At 61.5% G+C, this 18,803-nt stretch carries 15 protein-coding genes; 7 read left to right on the top strand and 8 right to left on the bottom strand.

All coding sequences use genetic code 11. The annotated features are described in order from the left end of the window. Positions 1-129: 129 nt before the first annotated feature. Genes BK667_RS10890 through BK667_RS10855 form a run of 8 tightly spaced genes read right to left on the bottom strand, consistent with a single transcriptional unit; the run spans position 130 to position 9,154 of the window. Entirely contained in the window at positions 130-1,260 is a 1,131-nt protein-coding gene (locus BK667_RS10890) for a glycosyltransferase family 4 protein (protein ID WP_123597588.1), read from the bottom strand. Next, entirely contained in the window at positions 1,261-2,391 is a 1,131-nt protein-coding gene (locus BK667_RS10885; RefSeq protein ID WP_123597587.1) for a glycosyltransferase family 4 protein, read from the bottom strand. Next, positions 2,375-3,766, bottom strand: coding sequence for a glycosyltransferase family 4 protein (locus BK667_RS10880; RefSeq protein WP_123597586.1), 1,392 nt, complete (start codon positions 3,764-3,766; stop codon positions 2,375-2,377). The genes BK667_RS10885 and BK667_RS10880 overlap by 17 nt, the downstream gene beginning before the upstream one ends. Continuing rightward, positions 3,763-5,028: an ABC transporter ATP-binding protein gene (locus BK667_RS10875; RefSeq protein WP_123597585.1), complete on the bottom strand. Its 1,266-nt coding sequence runs from the start codon at positions 5,026-5,028 to the stop codon at positions 3,763-3,765. The genes BK667_RS10880 and BK667_RS10875 overlap by 4 nt, the downstream gene beginning before the upstream one ends. Next, complete coding sequence (locus tag BK667_RS10870; RefSeq protein WP_123597584.1) at positions 5,028-5,825, bottom strand: ABC transporter permease; 798 nt, start codon at positions 5,823-5,825, stop codon at positions 5,028-5,030. The genes BK667_RS10875 and BK667_RS10870 overlap by 1 nt, the downstream gene beginning before the upstream one ends. Beyond that, on the bottom strand, positions 5,826-7,268 hold the full coding sequence (locus BK667_RS10865) for a mannose-1-phosphate guanylyltransferase/mannose-6-phosphate isomerase (protein ID WP_123597583.1): 1,443 nt from the start codon (positions 7,266-7,268) through the stop codon (positions 5,826-5,828). A 3-nt stretch (positions 7,269-7,271) separates the two neighbouring features. Further along, entirely contained in the window at positions 7,272-8,243 is a 972-nt protein-coding gene (gmd, locus tag BK667_RS10860; protein ID WP_054048203.1) for a GDP-mannose 4,6-dehydratase, read from the bottom strand. After that, positions 8,240-9,154, bottom strand: coding sequence for a GDP-mannose 4,6-dehydratase (locus BK667_RS10855; RefSeq protein WP_123597582.1), 915 nt, complete (start codon positions 9,152-9,154; stop codon positions 8,240-8,242). The genes gmd and BK667_RS10855 overlap by 4 nt, the downstream gene beginning before the upstream one ends. A gap of 440 nt (positions 9,155-9,594) precedes the next feature. Here BK667_RS10855 and BK667_RS10845 point away from each other — a divergent pair, with 440 nt between their 5' ends. The 7 genes from BK667_RS10845 (at position 9,595) to BK667_RS10815 (ending at position 18,802) form a co-directional block, all read left to right on the top strand. Continuing rightward, positions 9,595-11,184: a glycosyltransferase gene (locus BK667_RS10845; RefSeq protein WP_123597580.1), complete on the top strand. Its 1,590-nt coding sequence runs from the start codon at positions 9,595-9,597 to the stop codon at positions 11,182-11,184. Beyond that, the gene (locus tag BK667_RS10840) at positions 11,178-12,482 is read left to right on the top strand and encodes a glycosyltransferase (protein WP_123597579.1); all 1,305 of its coding nucleotides are present in this window, start codon (positions 11,178-11,180) and stop codon (positions 12,480-12,482) included. Before BK667_RS10845 ends, BK667_RS10840 begins: the two co-directional genes overlap by 7 nt. Then, positions 12,479-13,360, top strand: coding sequence for a class I SAM-dependent methyltransferase (locus BK667_RS10835; RefSeq protein WP_123597578.1), 882 nt, complete (start codon positions 12,479-12,481; stop codon positions 13,358-13,360). Before BK667_RS10840 ends, BK667_RS10835 begins: the two co-directional genes overlap by 4 nt. After that, positions 13,357-14,511 (top strand): acyltransferase family protein, encoded by a 1,155-nt coding sequence (locus BK667_RS10830; protein ID WP_123597577.1) that lies wholly within the window; start codon positions 13,357-13,359, stop codon positions 14,509-14,511. The genes BK667_RS10835 and BK667_RS10830 overlap by 4 nt, the downstream gene beginning before the upstream one ends. Next, positions 14,505-15,338, top strand: coding sequence for a class I SAM-dependent methyltransferase (locus tag BK667_RS10825; RefSeq protein ID WP_123597576.1), 834 nt, complete (start codon positions 14,505-14,507; stop codon positions 15,336-15,338). Before BK667_RS10830 ends, BK667_RS10825 begins: the two co-directional genes overlap by 7 nt. Before the next feature lie 148 nt (positions 15,339-15,486). Continuing rightward, positions 15,487-16,683 (top strand): DUF3142 domain-containing protein, encoded by a 1,197-nt coding sequence (locus BK667_RS10820; protein ID WP_123597575.1) that lies wholly within the window; start codon positions 15,487-15,489, stop codon positions 16,681-16,683. Further along, entirely contained in the window at positions 16,670-18,802 is a 2,133-nt protein-coding gene (locus tag BK667_RS10815; protein ID WP_123597574.1) for a hypothetical protein, read from the top strand. The genes BK667_RS10820 and BK667_RS10815 overlap by 14 nt, the downstream gene beginning before the upstream one ends. Position 18,803 lies beyond the last annotated feature (1 nt).

Raw genomic sequence — 18,803 nt, 5'->3', positions numbered from 1 at the left:
GAGCGAGCCTGCTCGCGAAAACGATGTATCAGCCAACATTAATATTGAATGACAAACCGTATTCGCGAGCAGGCTCGCTCCCACAATTGATTCGTGGTGTCTTTAGAGCGGAGTTCATTCCCACGGGGGTCAGGCATAGGACAGGGCTTTTTCTTCCAGCAATTCCTGATACAGCGCCGTCCACTTGCGGCCCATTTCCTCGGCGGTGAACAGCTGCCGATACCGGGCTTCGGCCTTCACGCCCATGGCTGCCGCGCGAACCGGGTTTTCCCATAAGGTGCGCATCGCTTCGCGGAACGCCTGTGGATTACTCGGTGGCACCACCAATCCGGTTTCGTTGTGGATGTTGATGTAACTGGTGCCGGTGCCGATTTCGCTGGAGATCATCGGTTTGCCATACATCGCGCCTTCCAGCAGCGAAATACCGAACGCTTCGGAACGCAGGTGCGAGGGGAACACGATGGCGTAGCTCAGTTGCAGCAACGCAGCTTTGTCTTCGTCCCCCAGGCGCCCGAGGAAGTGAATATTGCGCAGACCCAAGGCCTTGGCCTGGGCATGCAGTTCTATTTCCTTCGGTCCGGCACCGACGATCACCACCGGGTAATCCAGGTCTTTCATGGCGTCGAGCAGGATGTGCAAACCCTTGTAGTAACGCATCACCCCCACGAACAGGAAAAACTTATCCCCAAGCTTCTGTCGCCATTGGGCCATGCGCTCATTGTCAGGCTGTGGATAACCAGCCTTGTTCAAGCCATAGGGAATGACGCGGGTCTTGTCCTGAAACTGCTGAAGCACATCGCTGGTGTGCAGGTAGTTCGGTGAGGCCGCAACAATCCGGTCAGCGCTGGCGAGGAAGCGGTTCATCAATGGCCGGTAGAGTTTGAGCAAGGTCTTCTGGCGAATGATGTCCGAGTGGTAAGTCACCACGCTGGGTTTGCGCATGCCGCTGGCGAAGTGCACCACGTCCATGAACGGCCAGGGGAAGTGATAGTTGACCACGTCAGCCTCGGCCGCCAACTCGCGGAATTTTTTGAAGACGCTCAGGGAGAAGCCCGTGGAGGCGAACTGCAGATCGAGTTTGGCCCGATGCACTTCATGCTGTCCGACTTGCACCACGGGCGGTGTTGGATCGCGGCTCAGGGACAGCACTTGGCCCTCGATGCCTTGCTGGGCGCAGCTTTCGCACAGTTGGAAGATCACTTGTTCGATCCCGCCGACGGTGTCGGGCAGGGACGTTTTGTAAAAATGAAGTACTCGCATTCAACCTCCCAAAGCCTGGCGGTAGGCGCGGGCTGTGATCTTCGCGCAACGCTCCCAGGAAAAAAGCTTCGCTTGTTGCAGTCCCGCTTCTCGGCATGCCTGCCAATGCGTTTTATCGTCGATCAGTCGGCTCATGGCATCGCGCAAGCCTTCAGGATCGTCCGGTTCAATGTAATTGCCCGCTGCCCCGGCGACTTCCGGCATTGCCGAATGCCGTACCAGAATCACCGGCGTACCGCTGGCCATGGCTTCCAGCACGGGGAGGCCGAAGCCTTCATAGATCGATGGAAAAATCAGCGCCCGGGCTCCGGCCAGCAGTTGCGCGACGTGTTCGTCGGGCAGGTAGCCGAGCAAACACACGTAACCGGCGGCCAACGATTGGCGCAGCTCTTCACTGAAGTGCTCGCGCTGCCAGCCAGCCATGCCGACGATCAACAATGGGAATCGCTGGCGCTGCGCCTCTGGCAGCAAGGCATGGGCGCGCAAGGCCAGGGCCAGGTTCTTGCGCGGCTCCAGGGTGCCGACGCAGAGGAAATACTCACGCGCCTCGACCCCGTGGGTCTTGAGGACCGTGTCGATCTCGGCGGCTTCACGGGGATGGAACCGCGCAGCGACACCCAGCGGCGCAACGATGAAACGCTCGGCGGGCAGGGCGAAATAGTCCTGGGCCTCGTCGGCAATAAACTGCGAGTCGGTCAAAATCAGCCGCGCCTGTTGCACGCCCTCGGCCAGTCGCCGCTCGATTTCGCGTAAGCGCGCCGGGGGTTGCGTCTCGGGGTAATGCAGGTGTGTCAGGTCATGCAAGGTGATGATCGTCGGGCCGTCGAACGACAGCGGCCACAAACTCGGTTCGTGATAGAGGTCGATTGCCTGGGAGCGGCCCTGATCGAAGCGTTTCTGCGCCAGCCAGCGCCGCGCCTGATACGCCCCGGGAATTTGCCGCAGCAGCGGCGTCAGTCGCGAGTAGCCGGGCATGGCGGCTTCGGGCAGCGACGTGCTCCAGCCCCAGCCGTGGAACAGCGACAGCTCGACGTCCGGTTCGCAGGCGAGGGCGCCCACCAGTTCGGCGACGTAATGGCCGATGCCGGTGCGCGGCGCCTGGAGGATCCGGGCGTTAAGAGCAATTCGCATGCTGACTCTCGGGCTGCGGATTTTCAGGCTCCGACACCGGGCGATTCAGGTTGCGTTCGATCCGCTCCACCAATTGCGCACTCGCCTCGCGCCAGCTCAGCCAACGCCAATGCTCCAGGGCCAGCGGTGCCGGAAACACCTTGGTGCGCTCCATGTCGGTGACCAGGTCAGTCAGGCTTTGCGGGTCTGCCAGATCGAAGTACGCCATGTAGTCGCCACCGATTTCCCGGAACACCGGAATATCGCTGCCCATCGCCGGCAGCCCGCGTTGCATGGCTTCCACCAGCGGCAGTCCGAAGCCTTCGACGTAGGACGGGAACACCAGCGCCGTGGCGTGGGAGTAGGCGTGCTCAAGGCTCTTGTCCGAGAGCGCGTTGAACATGAACAAGCGGCGGTTCAGCTCGGGATGCTGGCGGATGCGCTCGATCAACGCGTCACATTTCCAGCCAATCTTGCCGGCAATGCACAACCTGGCCTTGGACCCGGCGGCCCAGGCGCGCTCAAAGGCGTCGAGCAGGTAGGCATGGTTTTTCCGTGGCTCGATGGTGCTGACCATCAGGAACACCGGTTCCGGCGCCTTGAACATCTGCAGCAAGCCGCGATCGACTTCGGAGTGGGCATCGCTCAAGTCCAGTTCGGAGCCGAGGTGGAAATAGTCGAACCAGCGCTGCTGCACCTGTTGCGCGCCGACGCGGCGTAGCATTTCCTCGCGCACCTGGTCGCGGATGGTGGTGGAGATCGCCACATAACCATCGGCCGTGCGCGCGATCCAATCGAACCAGTCGTTGAACACCTTGACCAGCCCTGCGTCGCAAAACTGCGGGTGGGTCAGTGGGATCAGGTCGTAAATCACCGAAATGATGCCGACCCCGTCCCGTTTGAGTTGCTCGGCCAAAGGGAAAAAATTGGCGTGCCAGGACGAGTCGAGCAGCACCAGTTGATCACCGGCCCGATGCTGCAACGGCACGCAGCGTTCGGGGATTGGCTTGCCCTTGAGCATCCGGTCCAGCAAGCGCATCGGAAGACTCAGGCAGGCAAACGCGAAGAGGCGACAACCGATATACAGCACCCGCCGGGCGAACAGCGACTGACTGAACGGACGGCGTCGTTCCAGGGTGCGGTGACGCAGCCAGAACAGGTTGGCCCACTGTTCCAGCTTCACCCGCAGGCTGGTCAGATTGACGTTCGGCGTTTTCAACGGCGCCAGGCTGTTTACCTGATAGAGCGCGCCATTGAGCATCACCACGGGAATGCATTCGCGCGTGGCGTCGGCTGCCGGCAGTTGTTGAATAACGTTGCGCACCACCCGTTGAATGCCCGAGTTGGCGTTTGGATGTTCGTAGACGTAGGTGCACTCCACCAACAATCGGGTCATCGCGACACCTCTGGGTCAGCCGTTTGCACAACCGTTTCGCTGGAGCGGGTGATGGTGGTCTGTGCCTCCAGCCATGAGCAGCCGACGAAGTCTTCCTGACGATTGTTAATCACGTGAAATACCAGGCCGTAGTCGCGCCATTCGAAATTACGATCCAGGTGCGAGTCCAGGCGCGACAGGCTCAAGGCGATCGAGTAATTGCCTTTGCCCAGGCGCATGTCGAAGGCAAAGCGGAAGGTCACCCGTTCACCGGCGCTGAGGTCGGTGATGGCTTTGTCCAGGCGATGGGTGTTGATCCCGTAAATCGCCTGGCCCAGTCGATCCTTGATCATGAAGCCCAGGATCAGGCGTTCGATGTCCTGGCGGACTTCGGTCTGCACTTCCAGCACCATCGGCTGGCCCACTTCCGCCACTTCCACGGAGCGCCCTTGGGCGTCGAGCAGGCGCACGCTGAGAATCCCCGCTTCGCCGGTGCCGGAAATGGTTTGCACCTGGCCGTTGGCGAGCATTTCCTGGCGCACGGTCTGGCCTTCGCGCTGGGCGAGCATGGCGTTGTAGTAGTCCATGACTTCTTCGGGTTTGCCGCGCATGGCCATGCGCCCGCCTTCGAGCAGGATGGCGGTGTCGCAGATTGACTGAATCGCCGAACGGTCATGGGACACGATCAGCAGGGTGGTGCCGGCCTTGCGGAAGTTACGGATGCGGTCAAAGCTTTTGTGCTGGAAGTAGGCGTCGCCCACCGACAGCGCTTCATCGACGATCAGGATGTCCGGGCGCCGCGCGGTGGCGACGCTGAACGCCAGGCGCATCTGCATGCCGCTGGAGTAGGTGCGCACCGGGTGGTCGATGGCGTCGCCGATTTCGGCAAAGCTTTCGATTTCCGGCATCAAGGCTTCGATCTCTTCGACCTGCATGCCCAGCAATTGGCCGGCCATGAATGCGTTTTGCCGACCGGTAAAGTCCGGGTGAAAACCCATGCCCAGTTCCAGCAACGCGGCCACGCGACCTTCGAGTTGAATCTGCCCGCAGGTGGGCTGGGTGGTGCCGGTGATCATCTTCAGCAGTGTGCTTTTGCCCGCGCCGTTGACCCCGACGATGCCCACGGCTTCACCGGGCTGAATCTCGAAATCGACGTCTTGCAGGATCCAGTGCAGGTGATGACGGGTGCCGGAAAACGGCACCAGCCATTCGAGCAGGCGGCTCCAGCGATTCGGGTATTGTTTGTAGGCCTTGCCCAGGCCAGTGACGCGTATATGCCCCATCAGAGTTCGTCCACCATTTCGCCGACACGCTGACGGAACATCCGCAGCGCCAGGCCGCAGAACAGCAGCCCGATGACCAGCAACGGGATAAGCGAGCGCCAGTCCGGCCATTGGTTGTAGAGGAACACGTTCTGGTAGCTGGTCATCAGGGCGGTCATCGGGTTGAGCCCGATCAGGTGCTGGATGCCAGGTGGCAGGATCGAGACGGGATACACGATCGGCGTCAGCCAGAACCAGAACTGCAGGAGGATGCCGAAGAACTGCCCGACATCGCGAAAGAACACATTGAGAATGCCGAGGATCATCCCCATCCCGGCGGCAAAGATCACTTGCAGGATCAGCAGCGGGATCAGCGCCAGCAGGGCCATGCCGGGCAAGCGTCCGCTGATTATCAGGAAGCCAAAGAACAGCCCCAGAATGATCCCGAAGTTGATGCCGGCGTTGAGCAGGGCGATCACCGGCAGGCAGATGCGCGGGAAGCTGATTTTCTTCAGCAGGTTGGCGTTTTCCAGAAACATGCTCTGGCTGCGGGTAGTGATTTCCGAGAACAGGCCCCAGGTCAGCAGGCCGGCACACAGGTAAACGCTGTAGGCCAGGCCATCGTCCACCCCGGGTAAACGGGCGCGCATGATCTGGGAGAAGATCACCGTGTAGACCACGATCATCGACAGTGGGTTGAGCACGGTCCACAAGGCACCGAACAGCGAATTGCGATAACGCGCTTGAAACTCTCGCTTGACGCTACCGAGGATGAAACCGCGGTAATTCCACAGCGAGCGGTACAGATTAAGCAGCATTCAAACCGTCCTGCCGTATTGGTCTTCGAAGCGGACGATATCGTCCTCTCCCAGGTATTCGCCGCTTTGCACTTCGATGATCACCAGGTCGATGACCCCGGGGTTTTCCAGGCGATGCTTGTGTCCGGCGGCAATGAAGGTCGATTCGTTCTTGGCCACCAGGTGAGTGCCGGTGCCGTTGTTGGTGACCTTGGCCATGCCTTCGACCACGACCCAGTGTTCGTTGCGGTGATGGTGCATTTGCAGCGACAACTTGCCGCCAGGCTTGACCACGATGCGCTTGATCTTGAAGCGCGTGCCTTCCTCGAGCACGGTGTAGCTGCCCCACGGCCGGCTGACGGTGCGGTGCAGGCGATAGGCTTCGTGTTTTTTGTCCTTGAGTTGCTTGGCGACGCGACGCACATCCTGGGCACGGTCGGCGTGGGCCACCAGCACGGCGTCGGCGGTGTCGACGATGATCAGGTTATCCACACCCACGGCAGCCACCAGCCGGCCTTCGCTCTGGACGAAATTGTTGTGGCTGTCGACAAAGATCGCATCGCCACTGGCGCGGTTGTTTTGCGCATCCGGCGGTATCAGCGCGGCCAGGGCGCTCCAGGAACCGATGTCGCTCCAGTCGAAACCGGCGGGCACCACCACCACTTTGTCCGAGCGTTCCATCAAGGCGTAGTCGATGGAGATGTCGGTGATCTCGGCAAACAGCGTCGGCGACAATTCCTGTTGCAGGCAACCACCGGTTTCCACGGCGGCGCTTTCGGCCATGCAGGCGCGGGTCTGTTCCAGCAATTCGGGGGCGTGAAGCTGCAACTCGGCCAGCAGGGTGGCCACCGAGAAGCAGAACATGCCCGAGTTCCACAGGAAGTTGCCGCTTTCCAGGTAATGGGTCGCGGTTTGCAGGTCGGGTTTTTCGACGAAGCGCTGGACCTTGGTCGCGCCTTTATCATCCAGCGGGGCGCCGGTCTCGATGTAGCCGAAACCGGTCTCCGGCATCGTCGGCACCACGCCGAACGTCACCAGATGACCGCTCTTGGCCAGCGTCACGGCGTGCTCGACCGCGCTCTGCAAGGCGTCGACATTGACGATCAGGTGATCGGCCGGCATCACCACCATGATTGCCTCGTCACCGTGCAGGGCTTGCAGCGACAGCGCCGCCGCCGCGATGGCCGGGGCGGTGTTGCGGCCCGTAGGTTCGAGCAGGAAGTGCCCGCGATGACGGGCCATCTGCGCGTCGTGGTAGTGATCCTTGCTCTGGAAGTAATACTCGCGGTTGGTCACCGTGACGATGTCGCCCCAGCCATCGAGCAGACCCGCCGCGCGCCGATAGGTTTTGCCCAGCAGCGACTGGCCGTCGGGCAACATCATGAAGGGCTTGGGGTGCCCTTCGCGGGACACCGGCCACAAACGGGTCCCGGCACCGCCGGAAAGGATCACAGGAATGAGCATGGCCTACTCCTTGGCGACGCGTTTCATGTCCGCATCCATCATCATGCGGATCAAGGTATCCAGATCGGTTTTTGGCTTCCAGCCCAGTACACGCTGGGCCTTGGCCGGGTTACCGAGCAGTACGTCGACCTCGGCCGGGCGGAAAAACGCCGGGTCGATCTTCACGTAGTCGCGGTAGTTCAGGCCAATGTGATCGAAGGCGATGCGGCACATTTCGCGCACGGTGGTGGTCACGCCGGTGGCGACCACGTAGTCGTCGGCCTTGTCCTGTTGCAGCATCAGCCACATGGCTTCGACGTAGTCGCCGGCGAAACCCCAGTCGCGCTTGGTGTCGATGTTGCCCAGGCGCAGTTCGTTCTGTTTGCCTTGCTTGATGCGGGCGGCGGCGTCGGTGACCTTGCGGGTCACGAACTCGATGCCGCGCAGCGGTGATTCGTGGTTGAACAGGATGCCGCTGTTGGCGTGCAGGTTGAAACTCTCGCGGTAATTCACGGTGATCCAGTGACCGTAAAGCTTGGCCACGCCGTAAGGGCTACGCGGGTAAAACGGGGTGTTCTCGTCCTGCTGTTCAGCCTGGATCAGACCGAACATTTCGCTGGTGGACGCTTGATAGAAACGCGTGTGCGGGCTGAACTGGCGGATCGCTTCGAGCAGGTGCGTCACGCCCAAACCGTCGACGATGCCGGTGGTCACCGGTTGATCCCAGGAAGCGGCGACAAAACTTTGCGCCGCCAGGTTGTAGACCTCGTCCGGGGCCGACTTGATCACCGCGCGCTGCACCGAGCAGGCATCGGCCATGTCGCCGTCCAGGTAAACGATGTCGCCCTCGACGCCCATCTCGCGCAGGCGCCAGCGTGAATCGCTGCTGCGTCGGGCCACCAGGCCGTGGACTTTGTAACCCTTGTCGAGCAACAGTTTGGCTAGATAGGCGCCATCCTGGCCGGTGATCCCTGTGATCAGTGCACTTTTTGTCATTCTTCTTTCACTCGCTTCTCCCAGTCGGACAGGATCGCCCGCAGGGATTGTTGTGTTGTGATTTCAGGCGTCCACCCGGTGGCCTCGGCAAGCTTGGCATGGCTGCCACACACTCGCCGCTGATCCGCGCGGCGCATACGCGCAGGGTCCTGAATCAATTGCATGTTGACCTGGGCGAGGTCCCCCAGTTGTTCGATCAGACTGCGGATGCTTTGCTCGCGCCCCGAGCAAATGTTGTAGACCTGCCCCGGCGTGCCTTTTTCCAGCAGCGCCAGGTAAGCCGAGATCACATCGCCGACATCGAGGAAGTCGCGGGTGACATCGATGTCGCCGACTTCCAGTTGGGGCGCCTGCAGGCCTTGTTTGATTCGGTTGATTTGCCGCGCGGCGCTGGCGATGACAAAGCTGTCTTTCTGTCCGGTGCCGATGTGGTTGAACGGACGCGCCACCAACACCGGCCAGCCTTCGCTCAAGCCCCATTGCAGGCAGAGGAATTCCGCCGACAGTTTGCTCACGGCGTACGGGTTGCGCGGGCAGGGTGGCTGGAGTTCGGTGATCGGCAACTGGGCTTCGCTGACCTGGCCGTAGACGTCGCCGGAGCTGACGTACAGGAAGGTGCCCTTGAAACCGCGAGCCTTGAGGCCTTGCAGCAGGTTCAACGTGCCGAGCAGGTTGATGTTTAACGTGCGTGCCGGATCACGGAAGGCTTCGGGCACGAAGGTCTGGCCGGCCAGGTGAATGACTGCGTCGGGCAGCTCGGGCCACAGGCCTTCGAGGCTGTCCGGTTGGCCGAGGTCATACCGGGAAGGGACAGTCAGTAGCTCCCATTCCGAAGCACTCGCCTTCAGACGTGATTGGATGTGTTGTCCTACGAATCCACTCAGACCCGTAACGAACAGACGCTTTTTCAAACAGCGACCCCTTGGTCATGCATTTCGTCCATTCCCCACAGGCTTGACGGAGATGTCTGACGGACCGGATGGATTCGTTGGTCGAAAGACAGGCGAAATGTTTTGTTGTAGTTGTTTGGTAGCCAATCTGTGCCAATTGCTCGGCAATTTCAACAGGTCCAACCGTGACTGGTCAGTTCTCGTTGGCGCGGGGCTGTTTATTCTCGCCGGGCGGTTCACGAATCCTCGACGGATGTGTTTAGAATGCCCCTCGTCACGATTATCCAGGTTCGTGTGGGGTGATACGAAAGTCGCTGCCAAACCCCGCGAAGCTGACCATTAAAACAAGAACGTAGACGGGCAAGAAGACGATGGACGACGACCGGCAGACGCCGACTCGATCCGTGGCTTTGCCGTCATAGAGTGGGGCTGCCGGGACGGCGGTTTCATCGTGGGATGCCATGAATTTCATTCTTTACTCGGACGTCAACGACAGCTCCATCAGCCAGAGCCTCGGTCGTCCCGAATACAGTTACTACTTCGTGCTCAAGGCGTATCGTCCGGTGCTCGAAAGCCTGGGGCGGGTGCATGTGGTGTCGTCGGCCGCTGAAGTCGATCCGCTGTATCGGCAGCTGCAACAGGCGGGTCAGGACTGTTTGTTCCTGTCGTTCTCGCCGCCGCATAAAACCCCGATCGACCTGCAATGCCCGATGGTGTGCGTGATTGCCTGGGAGTATGACTCGATCCCCTCCGAGCACTGGGATGACGATCCGCGCCATGACTGGAGCCAGACCCTGGCCCGTCATGGTCGGGTGATTACCTTGTCCAGCCACACCGCCCAGGCCATCCGCCGCACCCTGGGTGAAGACTTCCCGGTGCTGGTGCTGCCCACCCCGTTGTGGGAACGCTTCGCCGAGGTGCGTCAGCAATATCCGAGTGCGCCGGTAAACCCGGGCACCACGTTGCAGATCAAGGGCTGCATCATTGATAGCCGTCCGATGGGCCTGTCCGCCGATGGCTTGATCGCGCCGATACTCAATCATCAGGAACTGGAAACCCGCGGCCTGAGTGTTGAAGCACCGGAACCCACCGCGCCACCGCCACCACCACCGCCACCGCCACTGACCCTGCGGCGACGGGCGTTCATCACTAAGCACTACCTGCTGCTGTGGTATCGCGAAGCCGTTCGCGACCTGGTGCCGGTGACCGTGCGCAAGCAACTGATCCGGTTGCGCGCGCCGCAGTCAGCACCAGAACCATTGCCCGAGCCACTGCCGCTGGCAACCACCGTCAGCGAAGCCATGGAACCGGCCGAGCACCCGCAAGCCTTGCTGCCTGACACCAGCGAACGGGTCGAGATCGACGTCAGCGGCGTGGTGTATGTGAGCGTGTTCAACCCTGAAGACGGGCGCAAGAACTGGCACCACCTGATCACCGCGTTCTGCTGGGCCCTGCGTGACGCCGAAGACGCCACGCTGGTGCTCAAGATCACCCAGAACGACTTGTCGACCTACTACGTCCATCTGATTACCTTGCTATCGCAACTCTCGCCGTTCGCCTGCCGGGTGGTGGTCATGCACGGTTATCTGGAAGACGAGGAATTCGCCAGGCTTTACGGCGCGGCGAGTTTCTACGTCAACGCGTCCCGCTGTGAAGGCTTGTGCTTGCCGTTGATGGAGTTCATGTCCTGCGCCCGACCGGTAATCGCGCCGAACCACACGGCGATGGGCGACTACATCGACGAGCGGGTCGGGTTCATCGTCAAGTCCAGTCATGAGCCGACGATCTGGCCGGAAGACGCGCGCATCCTCTATCGCACCCTGCGCCATCGGCCGGATTGGGGCTCGTTGAAAGCCGCCTATGAGGACAGCTACGCCATGGCCAAGAACCGCCCGCAGGAGTATCAGGCGATGGCCACGGCAGCGAGTGACCGCATGCGCGATTACTGCGGTTTTGCCCCGGTACAGCAGCGTGTGGCGCAGTTTTTCGGGCTGAGCCCGAGCAGCGCAACCACGCCGCTGACAGCCGAAGCGGGGACTGCATCATGCTGATCATCATTCATTCGGAAACCAACAAGAGCAACATCCAGCAGAACCTGGGGCGGCCGGAGTACAGCTACTATTTTGTACTCAAGGAGTTCCGCCCGGTGCTGGAGCGACTGGGTCAAGTCATCGAAGTCAGCAACCCCGACGAACTGGTCGATCGTTTGTATTTCGATTGCCTGAGCCGTGGCGAAGACTGCATTTTCCTGTCGTTCTCACCGCCCCATCGCACGCCGATTCATTACGCCTGCCCGACCCTCCCGTTGTTCGCCTGGGAGTTCAGCACCATCCCCACCGAAAGCTGGCAGGGCGAACCCCGCCACGACTGGCGCCTGGTGCTGGGTGCTTGCGGCATGGCGATTACCCATTCGACCTTCACCGTAAATGCCGTGCGCGACGTAATGGGCGCCGACTATCCGATCTGCGCCATTCCCGCACCGGTGTGGGACCGCTTTGCCGCTCGGGGCGAGCAACTGACCAAGCGTGCGGTGGTGGAGCCGGTGCAACTGAACCTGCGCGGCTTGTTGATCGACAGCCGTACCACGGATTTGCGGGCTTACGGCCCACCCGCGTTGTGCGAAGGATCGCCGCTCTCGTTCGACGGCCCGCCGCAGGATTGCCAGTTGCAGCTGGAAGGCGTGGTCTATACGTCGGTGTTCAACCCCTACGACGGGCGCAAGAACTGGCAGGACATGCTCAGCGCGTTCTGCACCACGTTCCGCGACACGCCCGATGCGACGCTGGTGTTGAAACTGACCCACCATGACATCGCCAACGCGCTGAACGACATGCTGCACCACCTCTACAAGAACCAGTCGTACCAGTGTCGGATCGTGCTGATCCACGGTTATCTGGCCGATATGGATTACGAACGGTTGGTCGAGGCCACCAGTTACGTGGTGAATTGCTCGTTCGGCGAAGGGCAGTGCCTGCCGCTGATGGAGTTCATGTCTTGCGGCAAACCGGCGATTGCGCCGCTGAACACGGCGATGGCCGACTACGTCGATAGCGACAATGCGTTCATCGTCGATTCCACCGATGAGCTGACGGCGTGGCCCCACGATCCCCGGGCGGCGTACCGCACGCTGCGCTACGTGACCGATTGGGATTCGTTGTGCACCGCTTATCGTGTCAGCTATGACGTGGCGAAAACCGATGCCGAGCGCTATGCCCGGATGTCAGCCCACGCGGTGCGCAGCCTGGAGCGATTCTGCAGCCAGGCCAGCACCGAACAGCGCTTGCGGACGTTCTTCGAACAGCGGCTGGAGCGTGCCAAAGCGCTGCCTGCGGAAGCCTCGGGCGCATGATCCGGCGCTTGCTCGCACGACTGCGACCGGCGCCGTTGCCGGCACTCATGCCGGTCGCCAATGTCTCGCCACGGGACGTCGGTTTGCATGACGCCATCCTCGATGGCTGGTTTTTGAACGACAGTGGCGAACTGCTCAAGGGCTTTGCCATCACGGCGGACGACACGTTGTTGGACGTCGGTTGCGGGGAAGGTGTGGCGACGTTGTTTGCCGTGCGCCAGGGTGCGTCGGTGATCTTTACCGACAGCGAACACGACAAGGTCCGCGACCTGGCCCGGCAAGTGGACGCGCAATCGAACCAGCAAAATCTTGGATTGGTGAGCAACAGCCTGCCGCTGCCCCTGGCCGATGGTTGTGCGAGCAGAGTCGTGTGCATGGAAGTGCTCGAACACATCGATCAGCCTGAGCCCTTCATGGCGGAACTGGTGCGCATGGGCCGCCCCGGGGCGCTGTATCTGCTCAGTGTGCCGGCCCCGGTGGGCGAGCATTTGCAAAAGGGCATCGCCCCGGCCAGTTATTTCCAGTCACCCAATCACGTACAGATTTTTACTCCCGAACGGTTTGCCGCGATGGTGGAAGAGGCAGGGCTGGTGATCGAACATCGCCAGGCCACCGGGTTCTTCTGGGTCATGGGCATGATTTTTTTCTGGGCCAGCGAAAGGGCGGCCGGACGTGATTTAAGTGGCGCGGTGCGCGACCGGATCCAGGCGCCGTACCCGCCGTTGATGGAGAGCTGGGCGAAAACCTGGCAGGACTTGTTGGCGCAGCCCAACGGGTTGGCGATCAAGCACATGCTCGATCAGTTCATGCCCAAGAGCCAGGTGATCATCGCCCGCAAACCGCTGGCTGCCGACGACGCGCCGGGGAGAATGGCATGAGCAGCAAACGCATCATGGACATCGAGCTGCTGCGCGGCATTGCGGTGCTCGGCGTGTTGTTCCATCACCTGCAAGGCAGCCTGTTCACCGACATCGTGCCGTCGTTGGAACGCATCCATGCCTGGGCGCAACCCTGGTGGGGCGTCGATCTGTTTTTCGCGATCTCGGGTTTCGTCATTGCGCGCAGCCTGATCCCCGCTTTGCAAGGTTGCAGCACGCGCCAGGAATACTGGCAGCAGACGCGCAACTTCTGGCTGCGTCGAGCCTTTCGATTGTTGCCGTCAGCGTGGCTGTGGCTGGCGTTGATGCTGCTGGCATGTCTGTTTATCAACCGCTCCGGGGCGTTCGGCACGTTACACGCCAACGTGCAGGCGACGCTGGCCGGGGTCGCGCAATTCGCTAACTTCCGCTTCGCCGACAGCTTCTATCGCTACGAATACGGCACCAGTTTCGTCTACTGGAGCCTGTCGCTGGAGGAGCAGTTCTACCTGCTGTTCCCGCTGTTGATTCTGGTCTGCCGCAAGCACCTGGTCTGGGCCTTGCTGGCGCTGGTCGCGGTGCAGTTGTTCACGTTGCGTACGCCGATCCTGATGGTGGTGCGCACCGACGCACTGGCCCTCGGCATCCTGTTGGCGATGTGGAGTGCGCGGCCCGGCTATGTGCGCTGGGAGCCGACCTTCCTGCGCCGGCCGTGGGCCGGTGTGTCGGTGCTGCTGATCGTGGCGCTGGCGCTGAGTGTGATGGCGACGGATCGCTTTACCTTTACTAACTACCGGATCGGCGCGATTGCCGTGCTCAGTGCGGTGCTGGTGTGGGTCGCGTCTTACAACCGTGATTACCTGATGCCAGCGGGTGTGCTGAAGAATCTGATGGTGTGGATCGGCAGCCGCTCTTATGGGATTTACTTGATCCACATTCCGGCTTATCTGCTGGTGCGGGAACTGATTTTCCGTTTGCAGGCCGCCGGTTTGCCGAGCCCGGCCGGGCATCCGATCCTCACCATCCTTATCGCTGGCGGGCTGATCGCGCTGTTGAGCGAACTCAATTACCGCTTTGTCGAAATGCCCATGCGCAATCGCGGCGCCTCGCTGGTGCAACGTCTGAGCACGTCCCGATCCGCCGTCCCGTCCTCTGGAGCCACCTCATGCTGAGCCTTTTGAAGAAACTCACGGCGGGCACGCCCGCTCCTGTTCCTGCTCCCGCGCAGCCCGTGGCACCGGTCGCGGACAAGGTCGATCCGTACATGCTCGGCCTGCACGATGCAATCCTCAGCGGCTGGTTCAACCAGCAAACCGGCGAGTTGTTCACCGGTTTCCCGGTAACCCCCGAGGACACCTTGCTCGACGTCGGCTGCGGTGATGGCGGCAACGTGCATTTCTGCGGGATGCGTGGGGCGAAGATCATCATTGCCGACATCGATGCGGCCAAGGTCGAAGCCACTCGCCTGCGCCTGGGCGACACGCCGGCTCGCGACGTTGAGTGCCACGTCACTGACTGCAATCCGCTGCCAATTGCCGATGGAACCGCCACGCGTGTGGTGTCCACCGAGGTGATCGAGCACGTTGACGACCCGGCGCAGTTCCTTGCCGAACTGGTGCGGGTCGGCAAACCGGGGGCGCTGTATCTGCTCAGCGTCCCGCACCCGAGCTCCGAAGACCTGCAAAAAGACATCGCTGCGCCGGAATACTTCCAGAAGCCCAACCACATTCGCATCATCAGCGAAGAGCAGTTCAAGGCAATGGTCAGCGAGGCCGGGCTGGAAGTGCTGAGCCACAGCCAGTACGGGTTCTACTGGTCGATGTGGATGCTGCTGTTCTGGGAAGCCAAGGTTGATTTCAGCAATGCCGACCATCCGCTGCTCAATCACTGGGCCGATACCTGGCAAGCGGTGCTGAATTCGCCACGGGGCGCGCAGATCAAACAAGCACTGGATGCGGTGGTGGCGAAAAGTCAGGTGATCATCGCCCGTAAGCCCTAGAGAAGAATAACTGTGGGAGCGAGCCTGCTCGCGAAAGCGGTATGTCATTCAGCGTTGAAGTTTCCTGACACACCGCATTCGCGAGCAGGCTCGCTCCCACAGGGTTTTGTGTACCCTGTAGACCTGTGTTTCAGGGATCAGGGATTTCATGTCGTTTTTCGTTCGTCTCTCGGTTCTGCTGGCTGCGCTGTTGTTGCTCAACGGCTGCAACCAACCCGACGCACCACCACTCGACCAACAACTCTACATCTGGCAACGGCAATGGACCCCGGCCCATGAAGCCGCGCTGCGGGACAGTCGCGCCGATTTCTCGACCTTGCGGGTACTGGCCTTGCAGGCTTTCCCCCAGGACGGCTGGCGCCGGGCGCGGGTTGATCCGGTGTTGCTCAAACGCGATGGTCGACCGCTGATTGCGGTGATTCGTCTGGATGGCCAGCTCAAGACGCTGGATCAGGACGAGGTCATTGCGCAGGTCCGGCAACTGCTCGGCGATTGGCACGCTCAAGGTTTGGTCGTGGCCGGCGTGGAAATCGACCACGATGCCGGTAACGCCCGGCTCCCGGCCTATCGGGCATTCCTTACACAATTGCGCGCCGTACTGCCGGCGTCTTTACCGCTGAGCATCACCGCGTTGCCGGCCTGGCTCGACAGCCCTGAATTGCCTGGGTTGTTGGCGACGGTGGACAGCAGCGTGTTGCAGGTGCACGCGGTCAGCGATCCACGTCGTGGCTTGTTCGATGCGGCTCAGGCTGAACAGTGGGCCAAGGCCTGGAGTCGCCTCACCCCCAAACCCTTCTATCTGGCATTGCCGGCCTATGGCGTGGCGTTGTTGCCGGACGCCGATGGCGCACCGGTCGTGGAAAGCGAAGTGCCCATCCAGCGCGGCGGCAAACGTCGGGAATTGCTGGCCGATCCACAGCAATTGAGCGCGCTCGGCAGCGAGTTGCGCAAACATCCGCCGGCCCATCTGGCGGGGTTGATCTGGTTCCGCCTGCCGCTGGCCGGTGACCGCCGTGCCTGGAGTCTGACAACCCTGGGCGCCGTGGCCCGCGGTGATGTCCTCGACAGTCGCCTGAACCTGCAACTCTCCGAACAAAATGGCCTCTATGACATCGCCCTCACCAACTCGGGCAATCTCGACAGCGCCTGGCCCGAACGCCTGACGCTCGTGGTGAAAGGCTGTGACGGTGCCGATGCGCTGGCCGGTTATGCGTTGCAACAAAGCCCGGATCTGCTTACCTTCACCCGCCTGCGCGACGGTCGAATGCCGGCCGGCGGACAGCGCGCCATCGGTTGGGCACGTTGCACATATATTGATCAAGGAGGTTCGAATGTTCACCCGTAACTGGCCCCGTCATCTGCTCTGCCTGAGCCTCAGTTTGCCCTTGGGTTCGGCGCTGGCCTGTGGGCCGGACTTCCCCATGCGCCTGCTGGATAACCGTGGCCAGTCACTGTCGGAGTTGCCGGAAGGCAACTTCGCTTTCGAGATCAATCGCCTCGGGCATGCCATCGCCGGGCTGAAGAACGTCACCGCCGCCACCAATAATCCGGATTACGGCTACGGCGACGCGCCGAGCTACACCGATCAACGGGACCAGGCCGAACAGGCCGGTTTGACCCCTGAGCAGCAAGCGCTGGTGAAGCAACTGCGCACGTTGACCGACGCCCATGAAGTGGAAGCCCAAGGCGCGAGTTTGCCGATGGATTTACGCCTGTATCTGGCGGGCGCCATAGCATTCAACGCTGGCGACCATGGGTTGGCCGCCGAGTACTTCCAGAAAGTGCTGGCGCTGCCGGCCGATCAACGCGCGTTGCGCAGCACTTGGGCGGCTTACTCATTGGGCCGGGCGCTGTTCGCCATGAGCGACGAGGCGGGTGCCAGCCCCGGTCTGTTGGCGCAATCGCAAAAGGCTTTCGAACAGGCTCGCCAACTGAGCATCGACGGTTTCAGCGACCCTTTGGAACTGGGCGTCGCCAGCCTCGGCGAAGAAGCCCGAGTGGTGCTCACGGCGGGCGACTGGAACCGCGCCATCAAACTCTATGCCACGCAAAACATCCACGGTTCGGCGGTGGGCTACTCCTCGCTCAAGCAGTTGATGGGCGAACTCGGCGCTTTGCCTGACGATCAACTGGCCGAATTGCTCAAGGGCAAAACCGTGCAGCAACTGGTCACAGCCTCGTTGGTCAGTCGGGTTGGCTGGTCATTTGGTGATCAACCGCCGAGCGAGAAGAAACTGATCCAGCTGCTGCAAAACAGCACCCGTGGCAGCCTCGACAATGCTGATCGACTGGCGGCGATGAATTATCAACAAGGCGACTACGCCAGCGCCAAAGCCTTTGTCGAGCACGCGGGCGATGGCGGCCTGGCCTGGTGGGTGCGGGCCAAACTGGCGCTGCGCGAGGGTGATAAAACCGCTGCCGCTGCGGCCTATGCGAAAGCCGCCCAGGCATTCCCGCAGGATGAGTCCTGGGGTGGACGACGCACCGCGGACTGGGATTTCGAAAGCGTCCAGCCCAAGTGCCGGGTCGAAGGTGAAAGCGCGATTCTCGCGCTGGAGCGGGGGGACTACCTGCAAGCCTTCGATCAGCTCTATCGCAGCAAAGGTGTGTATTGGCTCGACGCGGCTACGGTCGCCGAGCGAGTGCTGACGGTCGATGAGCTCAAGCATTACGTCGACACCCAAGTGCCCGCACCGCCAGCGCTGACCCAGCAGGAACGCGACAACTATGTGCCGTTGCCGGTGGCGGCGAGCCTGCGCAATTTGCTCGGGCGGCGGTTGTTGCGGGAAGAGCGTTATGACGAGGCGCCTGGGTATTTCGATAACGTTGAACTGCAGAACAAGGCCAAGGCTTATGCGCACTTCCGCCATGAGGCCGACGCGGCGTGGTGGCCCACCACTCGCGCCGCCGCGTTGTTCGGCGCTGCGACGTTCGCTCGATATTCGGGAATGGAAATCCTGGGCTATGAGATGGCCCCGGATTACGCCACGTTCGGCGGTAACTACAGCCTGGAGACTCCCGAGCTGAAAGTCGGCCCCTTGGTGGCGGAAGGGGAGGTACAGCGCCAGCAGGCCAGCGCGGCCAAACCGGACGAGCGCTACCACTACCGGTTTGTTGCCACGGCATTGGCCAGCCGCGCCGCCGACAATCTGCCGCGCACCAGCCAGGCCTTTGCGGCGGTGCTGTGTACGGCATCGAGCTGGAATTCCAGCCTCGAAGAGCAAAGCGCGCTTTACCAGCGCTACGTCGACGAAGGCCCTTACGTGTACTGGGCTGGGGATTTCGGCCATCAGTGCCAATCCCCGGACTTCCAGAACGCCAGCAAACGCTATGTGACCCAAGTGGTGGATGCCGCGCGGTCAACGCTGCGGCCGTATAAGAAACCGGTGCAGTTTGGCAGTGTCGCGGTGGTCGTGGCGGCGGCGCTGTGGTTGATCAGTCGTCGCCGCCGCAAAGCGCAGTAAG

Origin of the sequence: Pseudomonas frederiksbergensis, from assembly GCF_003732705.1 — a bacterium.
Lineage (GTDB): Bacteria > Pseudomonadota > Gammaproteobacteria > Pseudomonadales > Pseudomonadaceae > Aquipseudomonas > Aquipseudomonas frederiksbergensis_F.
Note: the sequence above shows the minus strand (reverse complement) of the source record. Positions and strands in the feature narration are given on the sequence as shown.

Coding starts and splice junctions, on each gene's coding strand:
- BK667_RS10870 (WP_123597584.1), bottom strand. CDS start 5,825: ATGCTGCTTAATCTGTACCGCTCGCTGTGGAATTACCGCGGTTTCATC.
- BK667_RS10875 (WP_123597585.1), bottom strand. CDS start 5,028: ATGGGGCATATACGCGTCACTGGCCTGGGCAAGGCCTACAAACAATAC.
- BK667_RS10865 (WP_123597583.1), bottom strand. CDS start 7,268: ATGCTCATTCCTGTGATCCTTTCCGGCGGTGCCGGGACCCGTTTGTGG.
- BK667_RS10880 (WP_123597586.1), bottom strand. CDS start 3,766: ATGACCCGATTGTTGGTGGAGTGCACCTACGTCTACGAACATCCAAAC.
- BK667_RS10825 (WP_123597576.1), top strand. CDS start 14,505: ATGCTGAGCCTTTTGAAGAAACTCACGGCGGGCACGCCCGCTCCTGTT.
- BK667_RS10820 (WP_123597575.1), top strand. CDS start 15,487: ATGTCGTTTTTCGTTCGTCTCTCGGTTCTGCTGGCTGCGCTGTTGTTG.
- BK667_RS10840 (WP_123597579.1), top strand. CDS start 11,178: ATGCTGATCATCATTCATTCGGAAACCAACAAGAGCAACATCCAGCAG.
- BK667_RS10885 (WP_123597587.1), bottom strand. CDS start 2,391: ATGCGAATTGCTCTTAACGCCCGGATCCTCCAGGCGCCGCGCACCGGC.
- gmd (WP_054048203.1), bottom strand. CDS start 8,243: ATGACAAAAAGTGCACTGATCACAGGGATCACCGGCCAGGATGGCGCC.
- BK667_RS10890 (WP_123597588.1), bottom strand. CDS start 1,260: ATGCGAGTACTTCATTTTTACAAAACGTCCCTGCCCGACACCGTCGGC.
- BK667_RS10815 (WP_123597574.1), top strand. CDS start 16,670: ATGTTCACCCGTAACTGGCCCCGTCATCTGCTCTGCCTGAGCCTCAGT.
- BK667_RS10830 (WP_123597577.1), top strand. CDS start 13,357: ATGAGCAGCAAACGCATCATGGACATCGAGCTGCTGCGCGGCATTGCG.
- BK667_RS10845 (WP_123597580.1), top strand. CDS start 9,595: ATGAATTTCATTCTTTACTCGGACGTCAACGACAGCTCCATCAGCCAG.
- BK667_RS10835 (WP_123597578.1), top strand. CDS start 12,479: ATGATCCGGCGCTTGCTCGCACGACTGCGACCGGCGCCGTTGCCGGCA.